Raw genomic sequence first — 24,076 nt, forward strand, 5'->3', positions numbered from 1 at the left:
AGAACAGGAAAGAGATCATGAGTACACGCCCATCAAAAATTGTTTGTGTCGGTCGCAGTTATGCTGACCATGCCAAAGAGCTTGGAAATGCGGTACCTGATCGTCCTGTGTTGTTTATCAAGCCACCGAGTGCTTTGACTGCACTGGATGCTGGTATTGAATGGAATCCGGACTGGGGTAACTGTCATTATGAGTGTGAACTAAGTTTGCGTATTGACCGTACCTTAAGCAAGGAAAATGATCCTGCCAAAGTTTTGCAGGCAATTGGTGCTGTGACTTTAGGTCTGGATTTGACCTTACGTGATCTGCAGGATGACCTTAAGAAAAAAGGTCAACCTTGGGAACGGGCCAAAGCTTTTGATGGTTCTTGTGTACTTGCAGACTGGATACCGGTAGCCGATGTCATTACTGACTGGAAAGATGTGCACTATACGCTGGAGATCAATGATGAGCTGCGTCAAAAAGGCGATACAGCTTTATTGATTTTTGATATCGCAACTTTATTGGCAGACATTAGTCAGTTATTTACACTGGAAGAAGGTGATGTAGTGATGACCGGTACACCAGCAGGGGTGGCAGCCTTGCAATCTGGTGATCAATTGAAAATGACCCTAAAAGGCCAAAATCAGGATTATGTTTGGACGACATTTGTAAAGTAAGACCGGATTTTTGAGATCAAGGAGCCGAAGGGCTCCTTTATTTTGTTTAGAAAAGTGTAATGAGCAAGGGATAATTTATCAGACTGATCAGGCACGGTTGCCATTCAGTTTCTAGATATAAATTGGATAGCGTCTAAATCGTTTTTTATGCATCACTCTTTTTGCCTGAATCACCTCATCGTGTGTCTATTTTAAAGTATATCTTCTACTTCTAACATTTTTAGTATGTAGCGGCTCGAATCGAGAACAGGACTATATTTTTTGAATCATCGTCAGGCACTAGATGTCAAAGCATCTGCCATTATGTTTGTACTATGTATGTTGTGGGGTTTGCAGCAGGTCGTACTGAAATGGGCGGCCAGTGATATTTCTGCCCTGATGCAAATTGCATTACGTTCAGCCTTATCTGCACTTATGGTTTATCCTTTAATTCAGCAGAGTGTACGCCGTCAGCTTTGGAGTGCGCGATACTTATCTGCAGGTTTACTGGTGGGTGTGCTGTTTGCCGCTGAATTTTATCTGGTGGGTGAGGCGCTGCGTTATACCTCAGCTTCGCATACCATTGTCTTGCTCTATACTGCACCAATTTTTGTGGCTTTGGGCTTGCACTGGAAACTGCCGGCGGAACATTTGTCTCATGTGCAATGGGGAGGAATTTTTCTTGCCTTTAGTGGTATTGTGGTGAGTTTCCTGCTGCGCCCGCAGACAGGATCTACTTTACAATCTCATGCCTTATGGGGAGATTTTCTGGCGCTACTGGCGGGCGTGTTCTGGGCAGCCACGACCGTGAGTGTACGTTTGAGCTCGCTGGCTGAAGCGCCTGCAACCCAAACCTTATTCTATCAATTGCTGATCGCTGGCATAGTGTTATTGCCTTTGTCCTTTTTGACTGGACAAGCCAGTATTCAATGGACAACTTTGTCGATTTCCAGCCTGATTTTTCATACGGTGGTAATTTCCTTTGCCAGTTATCTAATCTGGTTCTGGATGTTGAAACATTACCTGGCTTCACGCTTAGGAGTATTTTCTTTTTTAACCCCAGTATTTGGCATGCTGTTTGGCGTGTTAATTCTAAATGAGCATGTCGAGATCAATTTTATTGTCGGGACCTGTATGGTGATGCTGGGCGTGATTCTGGTGAGTTTACAGGGATGGTTAAAGAAGCCTGAGCCTCAGATCAAGACTCAAACCTCTATATAAAAATCCGGTCAATGAAAATAACGACACTTAGTTTTTGGATTATAGCTTTAATGACAGCAAGGATGATTATCTGCTGACAATTGATCCAATTCATTTAAAAAAATCCTCTCAAAAGAGAGGATTGAATTTATTTACTGCGGAACAGTTCTGATAATGGAAAACTGAGCTTTTCTTCCAGAAACTGATCAGTTTCATTCAGTTTAGGTGAGAACTTTTGCATCCAGAGATCATCAGTATGCACATCAGTCAGATGCTGTTTGCGCGGCAATGGATAAGGAAGCTGTAGATAAAAATTCCAGAAGCTGACCTGATCCAGATCGCGTACCAGCACATATTCATTGTCATCTGTACGTTTAATCAGATTCTGTTTTTCAAACATGCTGACATAGCTAGGCCAGCGTCCAATTTCATCCCGTCCCAAAACTTCTAGTGCCTGGGCTTCACTGACACTTTCACCAGTTTTCTGCTTTTTATAAAACAGTTCTAATAGATCCAGCAACATGACGATTGGATGGCGCTTATTGTCCTGTCCAGATTCGAATGCAGTCAGGGCATAGCTGATTTCCACGCCCAGCAATACAATAATCCAGGACAGATAAATCCAGAGCAGGAAAATAGGGACAGCTGCGAAAGCTCCGTAAACAATTTCATAACTGGTAAAGTTTGACATCAAAAAGCCGAACAGGTTTTTCAGAAGTTCGAAGACGATGGCACTAAACAGACCGGCAATAAAAGCTGATTTGAGCGGTACACTCCGATTGGGAATAGTCCAGTTCAGAATAAAAAAGCCAAGCACGGTCAGAGAAAAAGATATTACCCAGAGAATAAAGGCACCATCCAGTTCATAACCGGCAAAGTTATTACTGAGAATATTCATGGAGGCCAAAGTAGAAGAAATCACAAAGGCGCTGCCCAGCAAAATTGGACCAAGTGAAATTATGGTCCAGTAACGCATAAAACCGATAATGCCACCGCGGGTTTCAGTCACACGCCAGATCCGGTTAAAGACCGTTTCGATACTACTGAGCATCAGTACTGTTGTGATAAATAAGAAAAGAATACCGATAATAGTTAAATTGCTGGACTTCTCCGTGAAGGCATTGAGGGCTTTATCGAAAGCGATCGTTGTTTTAGGTAAAAAGTTACTATAGATCAGCTGTTGGAGCTGTTGTCGTGCCGGTTCCAATGCTCTGATTGAAGAGATAATGACCAGAAACACGGTCAGCATCGGAACTACAGCAAACAGGGTAGTATAGGTCAGTGAACCAGCCTGCTCACGACATCGGTCAGCCTCGAAACGCCGTAGTACAAATAAAATAAATTGAAACCAGTGTTTTTCATAAAAAGGTAACTTCTTTAAATATTCAACGATCATGCGCTTTCAATCTCAATTTTTTTATTCATCATGAATTTTCATTCTTCAGCTTACCCAAAAAAGTTGCGAAATACCGTATAGTTTTATTTTTTTAAGTAATGAATAAGAACTTTATGCAACCTTATGTCCTTGTTTTATATTACAGCAAATATGGCTCAACCAAAGAAATGGCGCATCTGATTGCGAATGGTGTTGAAGCAGCAGGAATGGCTGTAAAAATTCGTACTGTTCCAAATATTGCGACCGTAGTGAAAGAAGCAGAGCCGAGTATTCCGGCAGAAGGTGATATCTACTGTACTTTAGATGATCTTGCCCAGTGTGCTGCTTTGGCATTAGGTTCACCCACCCGCTTTGGGAATATGGCTTCAGAAATGAAATACTTCTGGGATCAGACCACCAGTTTATGGCTGAATGGTGCTTTGCATGGTAAGCCAGCCTGTGTTTTTACCGCGTCAGGCTCAATGCATGGCGGACAGGAAAGTACTTTACTGACGATGCTACCGCCATTGTTTCATCACGGTATGATGATCATGGGATTAAGCAATGCGACACCAGCGCTGTCCAATACTAAAAGTGGTGGTACGCCTTATGGCGCAAGTCATGTGAGTGGCCCACGACATGATCAAGGTTTAAGCCAAGATGAGAAAATTTTGTGTGAAGTACAGGGTAAACGTCTGGCCGAGGTTGCTTTAAAACTCAATCAAGCTTAATAAGTTAATTAAAAAGGAAATGAAGAATCAGCTTCATTTCCTTGATTTTACTAATCTTCTTTTTGATCTTTTTGATCTTTTTGATCTTTTTGATCTTTTTGATCTTTTTGACTGAATCTATGTTTGCAATTCAGACACTGGTAATCCAGAAATAAGTTGCGATCTACGGAAACACCTGCTTTTTTACCTAAGAAGTTTCCGACCACCCCCCCAGTAATGCCGACACTGATTGCGCCTACGAAGGTTCCCACCGTGCCGCCTACAATTACCCCTAAAGGACCTGCGACTGTTCCAATGGCAGCACCAATTGAAGCGCCAGAGGCTGCGCCACCTACTGTGCCCGCAGTGGCACCAGCTGAGGTCATTAAAATACCACCAATTTTTTTCAGATTCTTTTCGTGATCGCGTAGCTCAATTTCCGTTGAACCACATTTAGGACATTGCATAGGATTTTCCATCAGCGATTAGTATTTATTCGTTTTAAGCAAATGTGTGATATGGAACCTTACTTAGACAAGTAATTATTCAGCACATCCGGCTCAACAGTATGTAGGTTCTGAATATTGAAGTCAGGAACATTTCATACCAATTTGATTCTAGTGGAATTTTATTCAGAGAAGTTTAGCTGAGTTGTAAATACATGCATTTTCCACTAAGAAACCGGTGAAACTGGTACAAGGACCTCCTATTACCGATATTTTTACCCCTTTTGATATGGCTTTATCCTGTTTAAAAGGGCAATTACGTAATGATGTCAGCTTCTCTGTGGGTGCGATTCTGGATCAAACCGGTAAAGATGTGGTGACCAATGGAGGTAGTGGGAAAATGGTCACTCAAGGCGCTGGAGATATGGTGCAGTCTGCTTTATTTCAGGTGGGAGTCAACTTAATGAACCGACGTGATCCCCGAATTATTGAAAGTGAAGCCAAGTGGGGGATTCGGGATCCAAGACAGATTCAGGCCTCTGATTATTATGTGACTGGCAGTATTAACAGTCTGGATTTTATTCCGGGGGGGTGGATTTGATATGCAGATTGCGGGTGTTGGCCCGAACTACAGTCAAACCCGTATTATGGTTGGTCTGGATTTATCTCTTACCGATACACGTACGAGTAAAGTCGTTACGAATGTATCGCTGCAAAAGCAGATTGCTGCACAGGATTATGGTGTCAGTGCCGGGCGGTTTACTGGACGTACCTTGTTAAATGTTCAAATCGGTAAAGGAGAACGTGAGGCGACTAATTTTGCTTTACGGCAAATGTTGAATCTGGCCACTTTTGAATTACTCAGTCAGGTCGTTCCACCTCCAGTCTTTGCAGGTTGCCGTGCGCAAATACCACCTGAATATGGTCAGCTTAATCTGACGCGAAGTTCTGTGGCTTTGCATAAGTACAAAAAAAGTCAGGAGCAAAATAGTATAGCGTCCAGTACTGCTGTTCAGGAGTCAGCTGCAACAGAATCTTCTTCATCCAATGAAAAAAATAAATCGACCAATTCACCGAGTAAGGATACGAAGCCACCTAAAAACAAAGAATCCGAAGTGATTCAGAATCCTGAAGCAGATCCTGAAATGAGTAAACAAGATTTAATTAAATATATCAGTAAGAAAAAAGCTTCATCTTCTTCAGGTGTAGTAAAGAACGAAAAAAATTCGCAAGAAACGAATTCTAAAGAAAAAGAAGAGGACAAGGTATCCATGTTGTGGGATGCCAATCCTGAAGTTATAGAAAATTACTGGTCAAGTTCTCAGCGTGATTAATTGACCAGTAAAAATGGGCTCGCTCCCATTATGAGAAAGAAATACTGAGCGAGAAGTATTTCAAAGCTAAAAAAGGAAAAACAACGATGAAAAACACGATCAAAACAATCGCTTTATCCGTCGCTTTCCTGTCTGGTGCAGGTATGGCATATGCTCAAGATGATGAAACACCAACTGAAGTAACCGTAGATACTGGTTTACAAGCGACCCTGGAGTCGATCTCTCAGCAGGTGGAAAATGGTTCTGCCTTGAATCTTGCAGTAAATACAGGTGATGTTGATGCCAGCGTCGATTTACAAGCATTAGGAGAGGTATCAAGAGAAGCACAGGATGCAATTAGTTCAATTGAAGGTACGATTGAAACTACAGCAATTGGCGCCGCGAATACAGGTAGTATTACACTAGAGCAAGGCAGCTTTAATAGCGTGATATCAGACGTATCAGATGAGACATATAACTATGACTTCAGTGAAGTTACCAGTGCAACTAATAACTCAGAAACTGTAGAAGAGCTCTCAGAGGTTGCTGATAGTTCAGACATCTCAGAAGTAGTGAGTACTACACTGGCGACCAACTACAGTGAGCAAATCAATGAAACTTTAAGTAATTATAGTGCCGCAAATATTGCTTACAATGCAGGTACCATTGATGCATCTGTAAGTGCAATTGCAGAAGGAACTCAAACTGCTGTTAACAACAGCATCACAACTACCGCCATTGGTGCTGTCAACAGCGGTAGTATTACTGTGACTGTCAAATAGTTTATTATTGAAAATAAACCAAGGGTCTAACTATTGGCAGATAGTTAGACCTCTTATTTTATAATAATATCAGTTTAAATTGTTGTTATTTGTCGGATAATAAATTCTTGAGGCTTTAGCTGTCTTGAAATTTCATAAGAAAAAGTCGGAGTACAATTATTTACGTGCAGTCGAAAATAGATAGTTTTATAGCTATGTTTTAGTTATTCCTAGCTAACAGAAATTAAAAAAATCCAATAAAAAAGAGTGCCGAAGCACCCTTTAAAATATTCATTTGTAAATTTAATCTCGAACAAATTCGACAGTACCATTTGCCAAAGATTTCACACGCGCTAATGATTCAACGCGGTAACCTTTTTCAAGTAACAAGTCACGGCCTGGCTGGAATGATTTTTCAATCACAATCCCGATCCCGACCACTTCAGCATTCGCCTGATGAATCAAGTCAGCAAGACCCAGTGCTGCCTGACCATTTGCCAGGAAGTCATCAATCACTAAAACCTTGTCAGATGAACTAATGTGTTTATTTGAAATGGCAATCGTGCTTTCAGTCTGTTTGGTAAATGAAAATACTTTAGAACGGTATAAATCATCTTTTAAAGTGAGAGACTGGTATTTGCGTGCAAAAATCACTGGAACACCAAGCTCTAAGCCTGCCATGACTGCAGGCGCAATACCGGACGCTTCAATGGTAATAATTTTGGTAATACCAGCATCTTTAAACAGACGCGCAAATTCCTGACCAATTTGCTGCATCATGATTGGATCAATTTGGTGATTTAAGAAAGAATCAACTTTCAAAACTTCTTCAGATAGAACGATACCTTCGGCTAAGATTTTCTGTTCTAGTGCGTGCACGGGAGAATCCTCAAGAGCAGGTGCTTTTTAAAGCAAAAGCGTATTGTAAAAAGCACCCAAAAAAAATCAAGCGAAATTCACCAAAAAACCTTAGTTCGTTTTACCGTTATAGCTGGTCAGCAATAAACCGTAAGAGGTTTTCTTGTCGACATGCGATACTTTGACTGGTAAGTAGTCCAGTTTCGGTGCTAACCAGAAAGTAGTTTCACGGCCTGGTTTGTTGTGTTTAATCACTACTTTAATGGTACTAAATGAACCATATTTGGTGCTCACCGTTTCTGTACCTTGTTTGACGAATTTACGGCCTTCCACTTCTTTGGCATCAGCAATGTAGTAATTCGATTTTAAACCACCATTTTTCAGGTCTTCACGAATCTGCAATTCAGCATTTAGCTCATCCAGTACATCTGCTCTCCAGGCAAAAGAACGTTTTTCATCATCTTTCTTGGTACTGATCGTTTTGCTAGAAGGATTAAAGTTAATACTCATGGTGTTGCTATGCACCAAAATCTTACTGGTACGGCTGAAACTGCTTGAACCAATTTTGCCATTATTGAAAGTAAAACGGCTGGTTTCAGTCGCTGAAGCAACGCCACCCGCTTTGGCTGCAAAAACATAGGTCCAGTTATTACCAGATTTGCTCAAGGTACGGGTAGCAGAACCCATATTTTTTCCATTGTAGCTAAACTGATAATTGGCTTGGAAAGGCGCCATGGCGAAGGTCTGGGTGGATAAACCAGTAAGTACCATTGCGGTAGTCAAGCCTGCAGTCACCCCTAAAGTTTTGAATACAGTTTTCGCCATAAAGAATTGTCCTGTGTAATTTCAGATAAAATTGATCACTTTCCACTTTTTATTATTTGGTCAAAATGTGGAAAATGAAGGGAGATTTTCAATAAAAATGTATATTTCATGTAGTTACTGGTGTGTTTGTTTAGGTATTGAATTACACACAGTTTAAGTCGGTTCTTTCTGTTTGATCGGTGTGACTTTATTGTCATCCATGTCGTCTTCGTCCCATTTCTCTTCTTTTTCCTGAGAAAGCTTTCTGAACAGGGCTGCAAGATTCACATTACCAATTACGACGAGCTCAGCTTCACGAAGTACTGCATGGTTCACATGAACCTTACCAAGCGTCTCAATCACCGAGCGGTTTTTACCTAACCAGCGGTTTAAATCCAGATGCAATAAATCATCTTTTACTTTAATAACGCCCAGTTTTTCCAGAATCATGCCAAGAGGGTCCTTATTCAGCACGCGCTGATAGAAAAACAGGGCGAATCGTACCCCCAGTTTATAAAAGACATTTGGGTATTTGGCTTCAATCAACTGGGTATCACTGATCTGTTCAAATACAATGAGCTGCGTATTCTTATTCAGCTCCATTTGCACCAGTTTTAAATCAACCGATAAGGTCACGTTCAGACCTTTATAGTCCAGCGTGGCATAGAGTCGTAACCAGTCATCATGCAGATCGGCATGCAGATCTTTCAGCATGGAAACATTGTCAGTGACAAAACGTTGAAATGTCGCATTCAGGAAAACTTGAGACAAAGGAAATTCGCGTTCATCCTCAATAAATCCTTCCGCCTTTTGATATGCCTGGCGAATTTTATTAGAAATATTGGAAATTAGCGTTTGCATCTTTAAGCGTCCTGGCAACTATATGTTTTAATTCGAAGTGTATCTTGTCGAATTGTATAAAAAATACAAGAGTTTCAGCTTGCAGTTTAGCAAAATAAATAGCACCATTTTTAGGGTTTTAGTTATGTAACGTTGAAGATTTGATGGGTTTGGCATTTTTAAAAGAAAAATGCAAAGCCGTTTATTTTTTAATTTTAAAAATGCTGTTTGGGGGATGGACTCAAGTCTGGGTTCGTAGCGATGAGATCAACCATGATATTAATGCCTCTGGTCAAAGCCTGGTGGAAAGATCCAATTTTTAATAGCGCCGTATTTGCAGCTGTTATTTTGCACGTGATTTTTCTCACGCTGGAATTTGGTATGCCACAAGATCAGGAGAGCATGACTAAAGAGATTGCGGTCAGTATTCGTCAAACTGATGAAAAAATTGAGCATGCAGATTTTCTGGCTCAAACTGATCAGCAAGGTTCAGGCAAATTTCGTGAAGCACATCGTATGTCGAGCGATATGCCTGCACCGTTGATGGAGCAAAAGACCGGAGAAGAGCAGCAAGAAAGTCCGGACATGTTGCAACAGCAGCGTGAATTAAGCTTTGAAGAAAAAGTGCTGATGACGACTTTAAGCTGGCAAAAACAGGCGGAAGAAAATCAGCGCAAAAAACTGCAGGAACAGTTACAAAGTCAGTTCCAGGCCAAAGCCGCTATGGTAGCCAGTCTTGAAGCCCAATATCTGCAACGACAACAAAACTTCAGTCGTCAGCAAAAAATTAAAACCGTAGATGGCATCCAGTCCAAACAGGATGTCTCTGCGGCTTATCTGGAAAAATTCCGTCAGAAAGTGGAGTTCTATGGTAACCGCTATTATCCAGACGCGGCCAAACAGCAGAATCTGGCAGGAGAGGTGCGCTTGATGGTGATCTTGAACCAGAACGGCGGAATCCGTGCAATTCGCTTAATTGACAGTTCAGGGCATAATTTGCTAGATGAAGCTGCAAAATCTTCAGTACGCAAGGCAGCACCATTCGGAGCATTTGATGCCAAGATGTCGGATATTTCCGAGCTGAGAATTATTCGAACCTGGCGTTTTGATCCGGCTGAAGCGGAGTTTGAGGTGCGTTAATCTGGGCGCTTCGCCTGTATATAACTACCTTGCTGAGTTCCATCGTCCCAGACCACATTTAAATGGTTTTCATCTATGGCTAGATATTTGGGAAATATCATCAAGTCCTGGTACTTTGGATCTGCTTTTAAGCCAATACACTCTTTATTTTGCCACCATGTTCCTTCGGCAAATTGATCCAGAGCACCATAGGCCAGATACCATTTAAAGGTACCATCTGCTTGTAACAGCAACTCCGAACCTAATTCCATAACTCCGTTTAAATAATAATGGCCTGCCCATGAGCTTTGGTTCTGTTGAAATTTAATTTTTGGGCACATGGGAATTGAGTGGGCATAAAGTGATGAACACAGCCAGGGAGAGAAAATAAGTAATGCAGTCGAGAACAATCTTTTCATTACGTTCTCCTAAAATTTTTGAAGCACAGTTCTTTGTTAAAGTTCATTATGTGCTTATGTATTTCTGGAAGAAATCATGAATGCGTAAGCAGATATTTTTTAAAACTCTGTATCTAAGAACAGACTAAGAAAATTATAAGTAAGGATCGATGAGTATTTAATTTAACTGTGCATCATAGCGCCGTAAAACTTCACAGACTTCCACGCTGAAATATGTATACCAGCTATATTTTCCTAGCTCTTGAGCGGCCTGATGTTCAGCATCTTCATGCCAGGCGCGAATATCATGAAGACTGTTCCAGTAAGAAAGCGCAATTTCCTGAGTACCTTCGGTTAAAGCTTCAAAATACTGGCAATGAAATTGTGAAAGGGCTCTTTCTCTCATTCGCTGGGCTGTTTCAAAATAACACTGATCTAATTCTTTAATTTGCGCTTTGAAAATCACGACATATTGCATGGAGGTTTTTATTTTATTTCTTAAATTGAGCTTATTATGAAGTGAATAAAATAAAAAAAGCGAGCCTTAGCCCGCTTTTTAATTATTGAATTTTAATCTCTTTCCAGATAAGGATTAGCAATACCCAGTTTGTCCAGAATCTCGATCTCAATGCCTTCCATTTCTTCAGCATCTTCCTCTGAAGTTTCATGGTCATAACCCATCAGATGCAAAGTACCATGTACCAGCATATGGGTGAAATGGAGCAGTGGAGCTTTGTCCTGTTCAGCGGCTTCACGCAATACGACTGGAATACAAATCACCAGATCACCGATCGGGAAAGCATCCAGCACCTGTGCCATTTCATCTGGAAGCTCACTTGGAAAAGACAGGACATTGGTCGATTTATCCTTGCCGCGATATTCCAGATTGAGTTTATGACTTTCGTCATTATCGACACAGGCAATGCCAATTTCACAATCACTTTGGGTACCGATATGGCGCAAAGTGGTTTCTACAACTTTTTTAATATAGGCACGTTTCAGCACCAGTTCTGGTGACTGAAAGTCCTGTTGCAGGGAGAGACTAAGTTTCAACGTGAATCCTTAAAAATTAAATAACAATGCAGCTTTAATGCTGTGCATCAGCCGCAGCATCATTTTCAGCTATCAAGGCTTCCTGACGGGCTTTACGCTCAGCACGAGCCTCAGCGCTTAAACGCTGCTGTTCACTGTCCCAGCCTTCGTAGGCTTCAACAATTTTCTGAACCAGCTGGTGACGCACGACGTCACGAGAATGGAAACGGGTAATATGAATTTCAGGGATTTTATCAATCACACGTAAGGCATGTGCCAGACCAGACTGCTGACCTCGTGGTAAATCCACCTGAGTCACGTCACCAGTAATCACTGCACGTGAACCGAAACCTAAACGGGTCAGGAACATCTTCATCTGTTCAGGTGTAGTGTTCTGGGCTTCGTCCAGAATCACAAAAGAATGATTCAGGGTACGACCACGCATATAGGCAAGCGGTGCAACTTCAATAATCTGACGTTCGATCAGCTTGGCCACTTTTTCGAAACCAAGCATCTCATACAAGGCATCATAAAGGGGACGCAAATACGGATCGATCTTCTGGGTTAAATCCCCCGGCAGAAATCCAAGTTTTTCACCCGCTTCAACTGCAGGACGAACCAGTAAGATACGCTGGATTTCATTACGCTCCAGCATATCTACAGCGGCTGCAACGGCGAGATAGGTTTTACCGGTACCCGCAGGGCCAATACCAAAGGAAATATCACTTTGCAGAATACGCTGTACATAACGTTTCTGGTTGGCACCGCGAGGATTGATCCGGCCTTTGCGCGTTTGCAGCCAGACATTGTCCAGACCGGTATGTTCCTGTTCTTCCAGGTTCTCCTGGAGTTCACGATCGGTCTGGCTACCTTGAATCATCATATGCAAAGTATCTGCACTGATCTGCTGGCTGTGTTCAGATTCTTCATGAAGACGTTGCAAGAGCATTTCGGCTCTCTCAACGGCATCGATTCCACCATCGATAAAGAAACTTTCACCTCGGTGGGAAATTTTGACGTCTAAACGTTGTTCAATTTGTTTCAAATGACCGTTATAGGCACCTAAGACGGCTTGTAAACGGTCCATCGAAATTCCAGGAAAAGCTACTGTACGTCGAATCGTTGCAGTCAAGAGTGTTCCTTTTAGAAGTGTACGTTATATGCTCTACATTACGCCACGTCAGGCTCAAGATTCAAGAGCTCACCGTAAACTAAATTTAAAGTTTTAATTTCGGTGATTTCGATCTCTGCAAAGCGTCCTACCCACGATGCATCACCAATAAAGGTGACATAACGGGTATTGTCTGCTGTACCCACCAGAACATTCGGATCTTTATCAGAAACTTTCTCAACCAGTACGCGCTGGACTGTACCGAGCATGGCATCTGTTTTACGAATACTGGACTGTTTAATCCACTCCTGAACTTTGGCCAGACGCTCTTTTTTCACCTGTTCAGGTGTTGTATCTTCCAGCTCTGCAGCAGGGGTGCCCGGACGTTTTGAATAAACAAAACTATAAGAGTGATCGAAATCCAGATCCTGAATAAACTGATAGGTTTCTTCGAAGTTCTCATCGGTTTCGCCCGGGAAGCCGATAATAAAGTCTGAAGATAAATGCATGTCTGGGCGAACTTTACGTAACTTTTCGATTTTCTCGATATACACATCAATGGTGTGGTTACGTTTCATCGCCTGTAAGACATCATTGGAACCGCTTTGTACCGGTAAATGCAGATGTGACACCATCTGTGGCAGGTCACGGTAGCACTGGATCAAATCATCATTGAATTCCAGTGGATGCGAAGTGGTATAACGAATACGGCCAATACCTGGAATTTCTGCAACCAAACGTAACAGATCGGCAAAAGTACAGATTTTTCCGTCAAAGGTCTCACCGCGATAACCATTCACGTTCTGACCGAGCAGGGAAATTTCACGCACACCTTTTTCTGCTAAGCCAGCAATTTCAGCCAGAACGTCATCCAGCGGGCGAGATACTTCTTCGCCACGTGTATATGGAACTACACAGAATGAACAGTATTTTGAGCAGCCTTCCATGATCGAAACAAAGGCCTTATAACCTTCAACACGCGGTTCAGGCAGGAAGTCAAATTTTTCGATGTCCGGGAACGAAATATCGACCAGTTTAATTTTTTCTTTTTTCGGTTTTTCGACCTGCTCAAAATGCTGGTCCAGCATTTGCGGTAAACGGTGCAAGGTTTGCGGACCAAAAATCATGTCCACATAATTGGCACGTTTCTGGATATTGTCACCTTCCTGAGAGGCCACACATCCGCCGACACCAATAATCAGGTCAGGATTTTTTTCTTTCAGCTTGCGCCAGCGGCCCAATTCTGAGAATACTTTTTCTTGTGCCTTTTCACGGATCGAGCAGGTATTCATCAGCAGAATATCGGCTTCTTTAGGATCGGTGGTCAGCACATAGCCGTGGGAATCGCCCAGCAGATCTGCCATACGGTGACTGTCATACTCATTCATCTGACACCCTTGCGTTTCGATATACAGTTTTTTAACTGAACCATCGATGGCTGGGGTGTGCGCTGGCTGGGTAACAGTGTTTTCTGAGGCAGCTGGGGCACCATTTGGAATGAAGGTTTGAACCGTCATGTAGGCTCCTACAAGGTAATACGTCGAAAGAGTGAACGAATAATCCGTTTGCATAAACAAACGGGTAAAATAAAAATTCAATTCACGTTCTGAAATCTTTAAAAGGCGCATATTTTAGCAGGAAAGTCGCTTAAACTTATAGCCTAAAATGCGGCTGGGAAAATATTGATTTATGGACAAAAAGTGTCTGAAAATTAATATTGTCTAATCATAAGGTTACATAAGTGAACAATACAGTGGGTTATAATTTTCCGGCTAACTCTTATGATAGGCAACAGGGGCTGGGCGAAAAATCGATGATAGAAGGCAAATTGATGTTTAAACACACTAAAAATATGAAGAAATATTATAAATTACTAAGCTTGAGTGTGGCGTGTCTCTGTTCAATGAGTGCGCAAGCAGCAGAAGAACAATTTAATGATGCCTTACGCGCGGCAAATGCTGGAAATGTCGGACAATTACAGCAATATCAGTCTGCCATGCAAAATGATGTCTTGGGCTATTATCCTGAATACTGGATTCTGAACCAGAATCTTGGCTCACAACCTGCCAGTCAAATTATCAGTTTCGCCCAACGTTATCCTCAGTCGGCTATGGCAGAAAAACTCGCAGCCGATTATGTCGAAGAAAAAGTCAAAATGGCTGACTTTTCTACTGCGCAACCAGTTCTGCAATATGTCACCAATGCCGATCCGGCTGAAGCCTGTGCAGTTGCACAAGTCCGTGCCAAAAGTGGCGATCAGCTGGTTTATGCTGAGTTTAAGGATGTTTGGCTAACCACCAATTCTCAACCTGAGTCTTGTACAGGCTTGGGACGCATGATGTTATCCAGTCCGCTTATGACCAATGAAGACCGCCAGCAGCGTTTGTGGGTGCAATTACGTGCTGGTCAGTCTGGACAGGCTATTGCCACTGCACAAGGTTTAGGGCTTAACCTGTCTCTGGCTCAGCTCAATACGATTCAGGCCAATCCAACCAATTATTTATGGTCAGCCCCTAAAAGTACTGCCGCTGATCATGCCTATCTGATTTATGCGTTGGGGCGTCTGGCAGATAGCGATCTTGATTCAGCAATGTCCATTGTAAAACGTACTGCTGAAGGCACACCGGTACAAGTACAAAAAACACTATTCAGAACTGTGGGTTATATCGGCGGCACTACGGTAATGAAAAATAACTTCAACCGTGAAGTGCTGAACTATCTGGATGCCAGTTATGGTTTGCCATTTAGTCCGGAAGAAGCCGAAATTTATGCCCGTCAGGCGATTCGTTTTAGTGCCTGGGAAAGTCTGATTCGTGCCATTGATGCCATGAGTGTGAACCAGAAACAGGAAGACCGCTGGCAATATTGGCTGGCACGTGCCAGTGAACAGCGCACAGATCGCGCTTCAAAACAGGCGGCAGAAAGTATCTATAAAAAACTGGCAGTCGGTGAGGATTATCATAACCTGCTAGCGCGAGATAGATTAGGCCAGTTAACGGCTTCTACACCAAACTCAGCACAGCCATCCAGCCAGGCCATGCAACGCCTGAATCAGGATATTCATTTCCGCCGTGCCTTTGTCTTGCGTAGTATTAATGCGCCAGAGAATTATATTAACCGTGAATGGAACTGGGCAGTTCGTCAGGCTTATTTAAGAAAAGATGACGATTTACTGTTGGCAGCAGCCAAACGTGCGATGGATATGGGCTGGTATGACCGTGCCATTTATGCAGCAGATCGTACTGCGGACAAGCATAATTACAATTATCGTTATCCGATGCCACATCAGAATTATGTCGTGAGCCATAGCCGTAATGCTGGCATTGATGCCGCCTGGGCTTATGGTTTGATGCGTCAGGAAAGCCGGTTTAATACCGGCGCACGCTCTCATGTAGGCGCTGGTGGTTTGATGCAAATCATGCCGGACACCGCCAAACTGGTTGCTCGTCAAATGGGTGAGACTTATAACCCCGCAGCCTTAACCGATATGAACACCAATATCCGTTACGGAACTTACTATTTATCAACAATTCAGCGTCAATTGAGCAATAGTCCAGTACTGGCTACAGCAGGTTATAATGCCGGCCCGAACCGTGCCCGCCGTTGGCAACCCGAATTCCAAAGTATTGCTGCGGATCAATATACCGAAACCATTCCTTTACTGGAAACGCGAGATTATGTGAAACATGTCATGACGAACGCGACATATTACGGTATTTTATTGGGACAGGGCGCACAATCGGTCGGTAAGCGTATGCAAGCCATTCCGTTACGTAATACACCATAGCATTCAAAAAATCTAAGGGAAGGATAGTTTGTTGATCAAGGGAATAAGGGGTGCTCAAATTTCTGCTGGATGGGCTGCACTTTTATTTTTAGCAGCAAGTCCAGCTGCCTTTGCATTGCCAACGGGTTATGTCATGGACATCCAGATGGTACCGGCACTTTGCAGTCTGGATCCGGCCTACAGTAAAAAAAGAAAATGTCTTGAAGGTTATTCCCTAAATATTTCTGGTCTCTATCCTCAAACCACATCAACACATTGCACTACTACCAGTTCTGCGAAGTTACCGCCTTTGCAGGCTAAAGTGGTGGCCCGTATCATGCCGGATGAAAATACCCGCGCATTGCTCTGGCATAATATTGGTGGTTGTATTCCGATGAATGCCACGCAGTATTTTCGTACGGTGATCAATCATGCTGATCGTCTGAAAGTTCCTGAAGAACTCACCGAGCAGGAAAGCCATACCGGTTCCATTGACATGCTGCGTTCCAAATTTCTGAAAATCAATCCGCAACTGCCTTCAACAGCATTGCGCTTTAACTGCCATCAGACCCGCGCATCCAGCCTGCTGACCTCCATCCAGGTCTGCTACAACGCCAATGGTGGCTATAAAGGCTGTCCTGCAAACATTATTAATACATGCCCAAAAACTGTCACAATAAAAGGGACATACTAAGCTTTTTAGTCAAATTAATTTATATTTCCTATCATACTTTTGTTGAAATCCATTCTCTTTTACATGCATCTCGAAGAGGATTGGAGTACAATCTTTGCCGTTTATGATTATTAAGATTAGATAGAACAGCTATTTAATCATTATGACGATCCTCTCAATTGGAGATAATTACATGAAGCAACCTGTTCGCGTTGCCGTTACTGGCGCTGCTGGTCAAATTGGTTACAGCCTATTATTCCGTATCGCAAGCGGTGAAATGCTTGGTAAAGACCAACCAGTTATTCTTCAATTATTAGAAATTCCTGTTGAGAAAGCTCAGCAAGCGCTTAAAGGCGTAATGATGGAACTAGACGACTGTGCTTTCCCATTATTGGCGGGCATGATCGGTACTGATGATCCTAAAGTAGCTTTCAAAGATGCAGACTATGCTCTATTAGTTGGTTCACGTCCACGTGGTCCTGGTATGGAACGTGCTGACCTGCTTAAAGTAAACGGCGAAATCTTCATTGGTCAAGGCCAAGCACTGAACGAAGTTGCTAGCCGTGACGTTAAAGTTCTTGTTGTAGGTAACCCTGCGAACACTAACGCTTACATCGCAATGAAATCTGCTCCAGATCTTCCAGCGAAAAACTTCACAGCAATGTTGCGTCTTGACCACAACCGTGCGTTAACTCAACTTGCTCAAAAAGCGGGTGTTGCAGTTTCTGACATCGAAAACATGACTGTTTGGGGCAACCACTCTCCAACAATGTATGCTGACTACCGTTTTGCTAACGTAAACGGCGAAAGCTTGAAAGACAAAATCAACGATGCAGCTTGGAACAAAGACGTATTCCTTCCAACTGTTGGTAAACGTGGTGCTGCGATCATCGAAGCACGTGGTCTGTCTTCTGCTGCTTCTGCTGCGAACGCTGCAATCGACCATATGCGCGATTGGGCTCTTGGCACAAACGGCAAATGGGTAACTATGGGTATTCCTTCTGACGGTTCTTATGGTATTCCTGAAGGCGTAATGTTCGGTTTCCCTGTAACTACTGAAAACGGTGAATACAAAATCGTTCAAGGTCTTGAAATCGACGAATTCAGCCGTGAACGTATCAACGTTACACTGAACGAGCTTGAAGAAGAGCGCGCTGCAGTTGCTGACATGATCAAATAATTTAATCTTTTAAGATTAAATTAAAAAAAGCACTCCATTTGGGGTGCTTTTTTATTGCTATTTCTAAAAAATTTAAAGAACAAAAAATAACATCTTGTGAAGGAGGGACAACTGAACTTTGCGAGTGGCTCATCTAGTTTAATAAGAAGAATCATCAACAAAAGAGGAGGTACTGAGATGTTAGAGCAGCGACCTACCATGGAACTTTTTTTTGAGCAACTCGGTTTGGATTCAAGCCCGGAAGCAATCGATGAATTTATTAAAACCCACCAGATTGGGATGGATGTCCCCTTACACAAAGCTCCTTTCTGGACCAAAAACCAGCATGATTTTCTGATTGGCCACTGGAAAGAAGATGATGACTGGGCAATTTTCGTAGATGTACTCAATGAGCAATTGCATATTGAGGCAGAGGGAAGTGGTTCTTGTGATCTGCCTTCTTCTAAGCGTCAATAATATTTTCAAATCAATGAACTGATTATTTTTATGATGGAGTGAGCGAATGGTATTAGAACAGCAAGTGACTTTAGAGTTATTATTTGAGCAATTAGGCTTGCCTGCTGATGAAGCATCAATTGATGAATTTACCAAAAATCATCAGCTACCATCAGACGTGATTTTGCCGGATGCAGATTTCTGGAATGAGGGGCAAAGTGCTTTTCTTCGCGAACACTGGCATCAGGATGATGAATGGATCGTAATCATTGATAAATTGAACCAGCTTTTACATGTCGAAAGTGATAAAGAAGGTCCTGAAAACACTTAAGGGTTCTTTATACAAAAAGACACAACAAAACCTAGTCCTTTGACTAGGTTTTTTTTGTCTTATCTTATAAGTTAGTCCTATAAATAACTACAATATATCTGATATAAGGAGGGCATATGCTCGGGAAGAACCAACCATCCTTAGAAATGTTATTTTCTCAACTCGGCCTGGCTAATAGCCCGGCGGCAATTGAGCTTTATGTGCGTACTCATCAGCTACCTGCTCATATGTCACTGCATGAAGCACCTTTCTGGAATAAAGCGCAGCGTTCGTTGCTAATTAGCCATCTGGTACAGGATGATGACTGGGCAATCTGGATTGATGAACTGAATCAGCAATTGCATTTGGATGCAGATCGACGCCGTCTGGCTTGAGTCAATTAAATTAATTCATAAAAAATGCCTCATCAATGTGAGGCATTTTTATAAGAACAGATTTCGTTGTTCTAATGCATACGGCTACGCAGAATCTGGATAAACCATTCCAGTTGACGATATTCATCAAATGCCGGATGCTGGCCTACCAGTTCATGGTCAAACTGGGCCGTTTTACTGTATTTATTTAGCCAGTGACGAGTCATGGCAGGCTCTTTCTTACTGGCAGATGCATAAGCCAGGAAGAAATAAATATCCGCATGCTCATAATTGGTCATTGGTTTTAGAATCTGCTGGGTAATAAGCGCATAATGATCTTCTTTGGTCAGCTCAAAGTAGATCATATAGGCCTTGGCCAGGTGTAAAGAAAGATTGATATACAAATCCAGTGGCATTTCTTCAAATTCAATCCGGCCTTGCTCCAGCAGAACAATCGCTTCTTGCAGGAAATGCACCTGCTCTTGACGTAACTGGCTAATAGTCACCAATTGCAGACGAAGATCCGCCCGTTCAAGCGCCAGCTCAGGCGTATTGCCATTTAAAAACAGCTGATCTGTTTCACCAATGCGTGCAATGATCTCTTTGGGGGTTGGTCGCATGAACGCAGTCCTTATATCTCAATGATTGCTATATGAGGCTGAAAATTGAAATTTAAAGCGTGGAAAAAGGATTAGAGCAAACAGGTATCACTTCTTAACCAGGCGGTGATTGATAAACGTTGATGTTTGGCTTTTAAAACTTCATGCATTAAATCACTTTGGAAGAAGGCAATACGGTTTGGTTTAGGCTGGATAATATGCCATTGATCATTTTTATCCTGCAGATGTAGTTCGCCGCCCCAGTTATCTTGCCAATCATCATGCAGATAATAAACCGCAGAAATCATCCGGCCATTTTTGCCTTGAGGATTATCGCGATGCAGGGCATAGAACTCACCCGCGTTATAGCAGGCAAAATGGGCTTCCACATCTTTAATGCCGAGGAAGAAAGCGCGGTTCAGCTCATGACCTAAAGCCTGTAAGGTTTGCACATGCTGGTTAGAAATTTCCAGATCTTCATTGAGCCAGAGAATGTGATCACTGCGGATATTGCTGACTACGCCATTCTGAATGGCTGCATCACGAAAGCGTTCCAGATTACTGGTACATTCAGCAATCAGCTGTTCAACATAGGATGGGGCATAAGCATTGTCGATCATGCTAAAACCATGCTGATCTAGATCATCAATAATCTGATCAACTGGCCAGGTTGCCGGGAGTTGAACTGCTTCCATAGAAACTCACCTAGAAGGGTAAATTGGGGTCGCGCTATTCTATGTAAGAATCGGGTCTGAACGAAACTATTTTTCATGTTAAAATAGCGGTTGATATTAGGAATTAATGAAACATGAATTACCGTCACCATTACCATGCTGGCAACTTTGCCGATGTCATGAAGCATGTATTGTTGCTTCAATTATTGACTCGACTCAATGCAAAAGATAAACCATATCGCTATGTGGATACACATGGTGGTGCAGGTAAATATGATTTATCCACCTCTGAAGCGCAAAAGTCAGGGGAATTCCTGAACGGTATTCATCGTCTGATCAAGCTGGATGATTCGGTCAAGCGTAATGCGCCAGAAGGTGTACAACAATATTTAAAAATTGTTGAGAAAATGCGTGAAAACTTTGGTAAAGGTGCATATCCGGGTTCACCTTGGTTTGCACTGGAAGGCATGCGTGAAATTGACAAGGCCACCATTTTTGAAATGCAGCGTGATGTGTTCCAGCAGTTACGTCATAACATTTTTGACAAACGCGCCGGTTTGCATGAGCGTGATGCGTATGAAGGCTTGCTCGCAGTCATTCCACCGAAAGAAAAACGTGGTCTGGTGATGATCGATCCGCCGTATGAGCTGGAGCGTAAAGACTTCCCACAGCTGGTTGAATTACTGGTTGCTGCTTATAAAAAATGGCCGACAGGCGTATTTGCAGTTTGGTACCCAATTAAAGACCGTGCCATGATTGAACGTTTCGAGAAGAAAATGTTCAAGACCGGGATTCGCCGTCAGTTGGTATGTGAAATCTGTGTATGGCCAGATGATACACCAGTGGGTTTAAATGGTTGTGGTTTACTGGTGATTAACCCACCTTGGAAGTTCTCTGAAGATGCAGACGAAGCGCTGCAATGGTTATTCCCGCATTTGCGTATGCAGGAAAATGGCGGTCATGCAGCAGTTCGTTGGTTAGTAGGCGAATAATATTTTAAAGATCGGGTCATAGTTAGGATCGACAAGAATGACAAGTACAAATAAGCCGGAACACGAATCCTCGAAAGATTTGCCATTTGATGGCATCACCTTCGAGGTGGAAGAGGTAGAGCATACCCAGGAAGGGCAAAGAGTTAAGCGTCGAGGTATCTATCTGTGGCCTAACCTGATTACAACCGCTGCGTTGTTATCAGGCTTTTACTCGATTATTGCCAGTATGAATGGCGAATTCCAGCAAGCCATTTATGCGATTTTCCTGGCGGCCTTATTCGATGGTCTGGATGGCCGTGTGGCGCGCGCTATTGGTGCACAAAGTCCGTTTGGTGAGCAGTTTGACTCACTATCCGATATGCTGGCATTTGGGGTGGCACCGGCTATTTTGATGTATAGCTGGGGATTAAGTGATTTAGGCCGTATCGGTCTGGCGGCTTGTTTTGTCTATACGGCTTGTGCAGCTTTCCGTCTAGCCCGCTTTAACGTTCAGATTGGCGTAGTGGACAAACGCTACTTTATTGGCGTTGCGAGTCCATTAGCAGCCGTCATTATTATTTCACTGGTCTGGGTAGGATTGGACTTCCCAGCTGTGTTTGATATTCGTGATTTTACTGTACAAATCATTAATGCTGCAATTATTGTAATCGTTGGCTTATTGATGATTTCTAATATCAAATACTATTCATTTAAAACCGTAGAGCGTAGACGGGTACCGTTTTTCGTGTTGCCGATCGCGGTGTTTATCTTTGCAGCGATGACTTATAATATTCCGGTAGGGATTCTCGTGATCTCTGTCATCTATGCCTTGTCTGGTTTCCTTACAACATTCATGGCGAAAAGACAGAGTACCTTATAACAATATAAAAATAAGGAGTTTGAGATGCAGTTTCTTCAAGATTTTCTAGATCGTTCGAAACAGCTGAATCAGACTCCTGCTGTTTCCCAGCATAATCTTGCCTATCATGGGCCAAACCAGAAATATAAAATTATTCATCAGGGCCTGACACTTCCGGATCTGCCTGCACCCCTTCATTATCTTAATTTTCTGAGTATTATTGGTCAGCCTAATGCACCGATGTTGGCAAACCCGAGTGCTATTCAAACCAATGCACTGGATACAGCCACAGTAATCTGTAGTACCAGTCCGCATATGGCAGGACAATTAAATTGCTATTCAGTCAAAAAGGATTGCAAGTTTCAGTATGGCCTGTTTCAGTTTCTGGATCGTGAAAAATTGACGGGTGACTTTCCACATTTTCGTTTACAGCGTTTTGATTCTGAACTGAGTTTTGATCTTAGTATTCATACGACTAATCTGATTTCACACTTTACCCAAATGCGCTTTGCACTGGCTGATCATTGGTCTTTGCTTTGTTATTGTCAGGGCACATTACATTATAAAGATCAGAAATATCTCATCGAGAGTTTAGGTAGTTTTGAATTTGCACGAAGCTTTAATTTTCCCTATTTGCCTTTAGCATTTCTGACTTATCAGATTATTAACCTGAGTGAAGGACGGCAATTATTGTTGGCACAAATTCGAGATAGTCTGAACAGCATTGTGCAGTCACGAATTTATCTGCGTGACTTGAAAAATATGGCCAGTCAAATGTTCGATCAAAAAGTCTATTTCAAGGTGCATCGGGTTTATCCGAGTGTGACTACTCCAAATGGGCAAAAGATGTATCTGCCGCGTGAGTTTGAATGGTGCTATGAAGATGGCAAAGGAATGCAGATCTGGCTGCAGGGACAAAGCCGAGGAGATTTCAAATTTGGTCTGGCTGCGGGTTATGTTGGAAGCTTTAATTACGAAGTTAGAATTAATGGCGAGACTGAGCATGGCGGGGGCTACTGTGAATATATAGATTGCCGCTCCTTGCGCTTTCAGGAACACAATAAAAAAGAGAAATTATTAAGTACATTGGCCAATCCTGTACCTTTAATGCTCAAAAAATAGGGAAAATCGGCATTTTTGTAGAAATAACAATCAACTGAAGTATTTTCTTAAAAATAGGGGTTGCGCTTGTTTGGGATTGGTCTATAATGCACATCCATCGGCGGTGATGAAGATCAAAACTCCTGATAAAACAGTAACTTAGCATGAAATGGTTAAGTTAGGTTTTAGAAAGAAAGTTTAAAAATAATTTTCATTACTGGTTGACTTTCTAGAGATAGAGAGTAATATAGCCGACCTAGCTTGCTACTGACGAAGTAGCAAGAAGATCATTAAGAGATTATGAAGAACAACTTGTGTGGATTTTTACTGGTTGATTGATCGAAATTATTTTCATTGATTGATTGGTTTAAATTACTCGAAGTTTATTTGAGCGAAATTTAAGTCAGAAAATTGATGAGCCAAGTTTAAGAACTTTACTTATAAAGTTCGAAATGATTTTAACTGAAGAGTTTGATCATGGCTCAGATTGAACGCTGGCGGCAGGCTTAACACATGCAAGTCGAGCGGG

General features: G+C 42.3%; 26 protein-coding genes, 1 rRNA gene and 1 pseudogene. 16 read left to right on the forward strand and 12 right to left on the reverse strand.

All coding sequences use genetic code 11. The features are described 5' to 3' along the window. Positions 1-17: 17 nt before the first annotated feature. Complete coding sequence (locus tag FTU19_RS09375; protein ID WP_180031755.1) at positions 18-659, forward strand: fumarylacetoacetate hydrolase family protein; 642 nt, start codon at positions 18-20, stop codon at positions 657-659. Positions 660-920: 261 nt separating this feature from the next. Continuing rightward, the gene (locus FTU19_RS09380; RefSeq protein ID WP_180130888.1) at positions 921-1,859 is read left to right on the forward strand and encodes a DMT family transporter; all 939 of its coding nucleotides are present in this window, start codon (positions 921-923) and stop codon (positions 1,857-1,859) included. Between the two features lie 127 nt (positions 1,860-1,986). Here FTU19_RS09380 and FTU19_RS09385 read toward each other — a convergent pair whose 3' ends face one another. Continuing rightward, on the reverse strand, positions 1,987-3,234 hold the full coding sequence (locus FTU19_RS09385) for a YihY family inner membrane protein (protein ID WP_159122614.1): 1,248 nt from the start codon (positions 3,232-3,234) through the stop codon (positions 1,987-1,989). A gap of 113 nt (positions 3,235-3,347) precedes the next feature. Here FTU19_RS09385 and wrbA point away from each other — a divergent pair, with 113 nt between their 5' ends. Continuing rightward, on the forward strand, positions 3,348-3,944 hold the full coding sequence (gene wrbA / locus FTU19_RS09390; RefSeq protein WP_159122613.1) for an NAD(P)H:quinone oxidoreductase: 597 nt from the start codon (positions 3,348-3,350) through the stop codon (positions 3,942-3,944). Between the two features lie 50 nt (positions 3,945-3,994). Here wrbA and FTU19_RS09395 read toward each other — a convergent pair whose 3' ends face one another. Continuing rightward, positions 3,995-4,402, reverse strand: coding sequence for a hypothetical protein (locus tag FTU19_RS09395; protein WP_171069954.1), 408 nt, complete (start codon positions 4,400-4,402; stop codon positions 3,995-3,997). A 190-nt stretch (positions 4,403-4,592) separates the two neighbouring features. Here FTU19_RS09395 and FTU19_RS09400 point away from each other — a divergent pair. After that, a pseudogene (locus FTU19_RS09400) lies at positions 4,593-5,703 on the forward strand (CsgG/HfaB family protein); the annotation flags it as partial. 86 nt (positions 5,704-5,789) lie between these two features. Then, complete coding sequence (locus tag FTU19_RS09405) at positions 5,790-6,464, forward strand: hypothetical protein (protein WP_004786838.1); 675 nt, start codon at positions 5,790-5,792, stop codon at positions 6,462-6,464. Positions 6,465-6,746: 282 nt separating this feature from the next. Here the strand turns inward: FTU19_RS09405 and FTU19_RS09410 are convergent, their stop codons facing one another. The 3 genes from FTU19_RS09410 to FTU19_RS09420 form a co-directional block, all read right to left on the reverse strand. After that, a complete protein-coding gene (locus FTU19_RS09410) occupies positions 6,747-7,322 on the reverse strand; it encodes a xanthine phosphoribosyltransferase (RefSeq protein ID WP_004786836.1) in 576 nt (191 codons plus the stop codon). Positions 7,323-7,412: 90 nt separating this feature from the next. Then, entirely contained in the window at positions 7,413-8,072 is a 660-nt protein-coding gene (locus FTU19_RS09415; protein ID WP_373683638.1) for a DUF3108 domain-containing protein, read from the reverse strand. 207 nt (positions 8,073-8,279) lie between these two features. Beyond that, positions 8,280-8,966, reverse strand: a complete 687-nt coding sequence (locus FTU19_RS09420; protein WP_004786832.1) for a hypothetical protein — start codon at positions 8,964-8,966, stop codon at positions 8,280-8,282. A 261-nt stretch (positions 8,967-9,227) separates the two neighbouring features. Between FTU19_RS09420 and FTU19_RS09425 the strand changes: the two genes are divergently transcribed. Beyond that, positions 9,228-10,085: an energy transducer TonB gene (locus FTU19_RS09425; protein ID WP_171064840.1), complete on the forward strand. Its 858-nt coding sequence runs from the start codon at positions 9,228-9,230 to the stop codon at positions 10,083-10,085. On the opposite strand, the gene FTU19_RS09430 is transcribed toward FTU19_RS09425, so the two are convergent. From FTU19_RS09430 to miaB, 5 genes are all read right to left on the reverse strand, one after another. Then, complete coding sequence (locus FTU19_RS09430; protein ID WP_104425710.1) at positions 10,082-10,483, reverse strand: hypothetical protein; 402 nt, start codon at positions 10,481-10,483, stop codon at positions 10,082-10,084. The two genes, FTU19_RS09425 and FTU19_RS09430, sit on opposite strands and share 4 nt — an antisense overlap. Positions 10,484-10,640: 157 nt before the next feature. Further along, positions 10,641-10,940 carry an antibiotic biosynthesis monooxygenase gene (locus tag FTU19_RS09435; RefSeq protein ID WP_166135597.1) on the reverse strand — a complete coding sequence of 100 codons (300 nt, stop codon included), beginning with the start codon at positions 10,938-10,940 and terminating at the stop codon, positions 10,641-10,643. A gap of 92 nt (positions 10,941-11,032) precedes the next feature. Further along, positions 11,033-11,515: an rRNA maturation RNase YbeY gene (gene ybeY / locus FTU19_RS09440; RefSeq protein ID WP_166135600.1), complete on the reverse strand. Its 483-nt coding sequence runs from the start codon at positions 11,513-11,515 to the stop codon at positions 11,033-11,035. 34 nt (positions 11,516-11,549) lie between these two features. Next, positions 11,550-12,626: a PhoH family protein gene (locus FTU19_RS09445; RefSeq protein ID WP_004786823.1), complete on the reverse strand. Its 1,077-nt coding sequence runs from the start codon at positions 12,624-12,626 to the stop codon at positions 11,550-11,552. 38 nt (positions 12,627-12,664) lie between these two features. Beyond that, entirely contained in the window at positions 12,665-14,122 is a 1,458-nt protein-coding gene (gene miaB / locus FTU19_RS09450; protein ID WP_179992786.1) for a tRNA (N6-isopentenyl adenosine(37)-C2)-methylthiotransferase MiaB, read from the reverse strand. Positions 14,123-14,457: 335 nt separating this feature from the next. Here miaB and FTU19_RS09455 point away from each other — a divergent pair, with 335 nt between their 5' ends. The 6 genes from FTU19_RS09455 (at position 14,458) to FTU19_RS09480 (ending at position 19,364) form a co-directional block, all read left to right on the forward strand. Next, positions 14,458-16,392: a transglycosylase SLT domain-containing protein gene (locus tag FTU19_RS09455; protein ID WP_373684943.1), complete on the forward strand. Its 1,935-nt coding sequence runs from the start codon at positions 14,458-14,460 to the stop codon at positions 16,390-16,392. Positions 16,393-16,426: 34 nt separating this feature from the next. Next, entirely contained in the window at positions 16,427-17,065 is a 639-nt protein-coding gene (locus FTU19_RS09460; RefSeq protein ID WP_180130900.1) for a ribonuclease I, read from the forward strand. 172 nt (positions 17,066-17,237) lie between these two features. Beyond that, positions 17,238-18,224, forward strand: a complete 987-nt coding sequence (locus FTU19_RS09465) for a malate dehydrogenase (protein WP_004786815.1) — start codon at positions 17,238-17,240, stop codon at positions 18,222-18,224. Positions 18,225-18,401: 177 nt separating this feature from the next. Further along, a complete protein-coding gene (locus FTU19_RS09470; RefSeq protein ID WP_004786814.1) occupies positions 18,402-18,680 on the forward strand; it encodes a DUF2789 family protein in 279 nt (92 codons plus the stop codon). Between the two features lie 46 nt (positions 18,681-18,726). Then, the gene (locus FTU19_RS09475; protein ID WP_004786812.1) at positions 18,727-18,990 is read left to right on the forward strand and encodes a DUF2789 family protein; all 264 of its coding nucleotides are present in this window, start codon (positions 18,727-18,729) and stop codon (positions 18,988-18,990) included. A 116-nt stretch (positions 18,991-19,106) separates the two neighbouring features. After that, positions 19,107-19,364 (forward strand): DUF2789 family protein, encoded by a 258-nt coding sequence (locus tag FTU19_RS09480; protein ID WP_004786809.1) that lies wholly within the window; start codon positions 19,107-19,109, stop codon positions 19,362-19,364. Between the two features lie 71 nt (positions 19,365-19,435). Here FTU19_RS09480 and FTU19_RS09485 read toward each other — a convergent pair whose 3' ends face one another. Further along, positions 19,436-19,963, reverse strand: coding sequence for a hypothetical protein (locus FTU19_RS09485; protein WP_166139653.1), 528 nt, complete (start codon positions 19,961-19,963; stop codon positions 19,436-19,438). A 71-nt stretch (positions 19,964-20,034) separates the two neighbouring features. Continuing rightward, complete coding sequence (locus FTU19_RS09490) at positions 20,035-20,637, reverse strand: 2OG-Fe(II) oxygenase (RefSeq protein ID WP_159122608.1); 603 nt, start codon at positions 20,635-20,637, stop codon at positions 20,035-20,037. Between the two features lie 113 nt (positions 20,638-20,750). On the opposite strand from FTU19_RS09490, the gene FTU19_RS09495 reads away from it, so the two are divergent. The 4 genes from FTU19_RS09495 to FTU19_RS16200 all read left to right on the forward strand — a co-directional run. Continuing rightward, positions 20,751-21,608 carry a 23S rRNA (adenine(2030)-N(6))-methyltransferase RlmJ gene (locus FTU19_RS09495; protein ID WP_004786802.1) on the forward strand — a complete coding sequence of 286 codons (858 nt, stop codon included), beginning with the start codon at positions 20,751-20,753 and terminating at the stop codon, positions 21,606-21,608. Between the two features lie 37 nt (positions 21,609-21,645). Continuing rightward, positions 21,646-22,467, forward strand: a complete 822-nt coding sequence (pssA, locus tag FTU19_RS09500) for a CDP-diacylglycerol--serine O-phosphatidyltransferase (RefSeq protein ID WP_005233819.1) — start codon at positions 21,646-21,648, stop codon at positions 22,465-22,467. A 24-nt stretch (positions 22,468-22,491) separates the two neighbouring features. Further along, positions 22,492-23,568 (forward strand): DUF6670 family protein, encoded by a 1,077-nt coding sequence (locus tag FTU19_RS09505; RefSeq protein ID WP_180130891.1) that lies wholly within the window; start codon positions 22,492-22,494, stop codon positions 23,566-23,568. 438 nt (positions 23,569-24,006) lie between these two features. Further along, a 16S ribosomal RNA gene (locus FTU19_RS16200) occupies positions 24,007-24,076 on the forward strand; the annotation flags it as partial.

Source organism: Acinetobacter sp. YH12072 (assembly GCF_013419565.1).
In the GTDB taxonomy this organism is placed as follows: Bacteria; Pseudomonadota; Gammaproteobacteria; order Pseudomonadales; family Moraxellaceae; genus Acinetobacter.

Coding starts and splice junctions, on each gene's coding strand:
- FTU19_RS09475 (WP_004786812.1), top strand. CDS start 18,727: ATGGTATTAGAACAGCAAGTGACTTTAGAGTTATTATTTGAGCAATTA.
- FTU19_RS09465 (WP_004786815.1), top strand. CDS start 17,238: ATGAAGCAACCTGTTCGCGTTGCCGTTACTGGCGCTGCTGGTCAAATT.
- wrbA (WP_159122613.1), top strand. CDS start 3,348: ATGCAACCTTATGTCCTTGTTTTATATTACAGCAAATATGGCTCAACC.
- FTU19_RS09385 (WP_159122614.1), bottom strand. CDS start 3,234: ATGATCGTTGAATATTTAAAGAAGTTACCTTTTTATGAAAAACACTGG.
- FTU19_RS09420 (WP_004786832.1), bottom strand. CDS start 8,966: ATGCAAACGCTAATTTCCAATATTTCTAATAAAATTCGCCAGGCATAT.
- FTU19_RS09495 (WP_004786802.1), top strand. CDS start 20,751: ATGAATTACCGTCACCATTACCATGCTGGCAACTTTGCCGATGTCATG.
- FTU19_RS09405 (WP_004786838.1), top strand. CDS start 5,790: ATGAAAAACACGATCAAAACAATCGCTTTATCCGTCGCTTTCCTGTCT.
- FTU19_RS09430 (WP_104425710.1), bottom strand. CDS start 10,483: ATGAAAAGATTGTTCTCGACTGCATTACTTATTTTCTCTCCCTGGCTG.
- FTU19_RS09490 (WP_159122608.1), bottom strand. CDS start 20,637: ATGGAAGCAGTTCAACTCCCGGCAACCTGGCCAGTTGATCAGATTATT.
- FTU19_RS09505 (WP_180130891.1), top strand. CDS start 22,492: ATGCAGTTTCTTCAAGATTTTCTAGATCGTTCGAAACAGCTGAATCAG.
- miaB (WP_179992786.1), bottom strand. CDS start 14,122: ATGACGGTTCAAACCTTCATTCCAAATGGTGCCCCAGCTGCCTCAGAA.
- FTU19_RS09455 (WP_373684943.1), top strand. CDS start 14,458: ATGAAGAAATATTATAAATTACTAAGCTTGAGTGTGGCGTGTCTCTGT.
- FTU19_RS09470 (WP_004786814.1), top strand. CDS start 18,402: ATGTTAGAGCAGCGACCTACCATGGAACTTTTTTTTGAGCAACTCGGT.
- FTU19_RS09375 (WP_180031755.1), top strand. CDS start 18: ATGAGTACACGCCCATCAAAAATTGTTTGTGTCGGTCGCAGTTATGCT.
- FTU19_RS09485 (WP_166139653.1), bottom strand. CDS start 19,963: ATGCGACCAACCCCCAAAGAGATCATTGCACGCATTGGTGAAACAGAT.
- pssA (WP_005233819.1), top strand. CDS start 21,646: ATGACAAGTACAAATAAGCCGGAACACGAATCCTCGAAAGATTTGCCA.
- FTU19_RS09415 (WP_373683638.1), bottom strand. CDS start 8,072: ATGGTACTTACTGGTTTATCCACCCAGACCTTCGCCATGGCGCCTTTC.
- FTU19_RS09435 (WP_166135597.1), bottom strand. CDS start 10,940: ATGCAATATGTCGTGATTTTCAAAGCGCAAATTAAAGAATTAGATCAG.
- FTU19_RS09480 (WP_004786809.1), top strand. CDS start 19,107: ATGCTCGGGAAGAACCAACCATCCTTAGAAATGTTATTTTCTCAACTC.
- FTU19_RS09425 (WP_171064840.1), top strand. CDS start 9,228: ATGCCTCTGGTCAAAGCCTGGTGGAAAGATCCAATTTTTAATAGCGCC.
- FTU19_RS09395 (WP_171069954.1), bottom strand. CDS start 4,402: ATGGAAAATCCTATGCAATGTCCTAAATGTGGTTCAACGGAAATTGAG.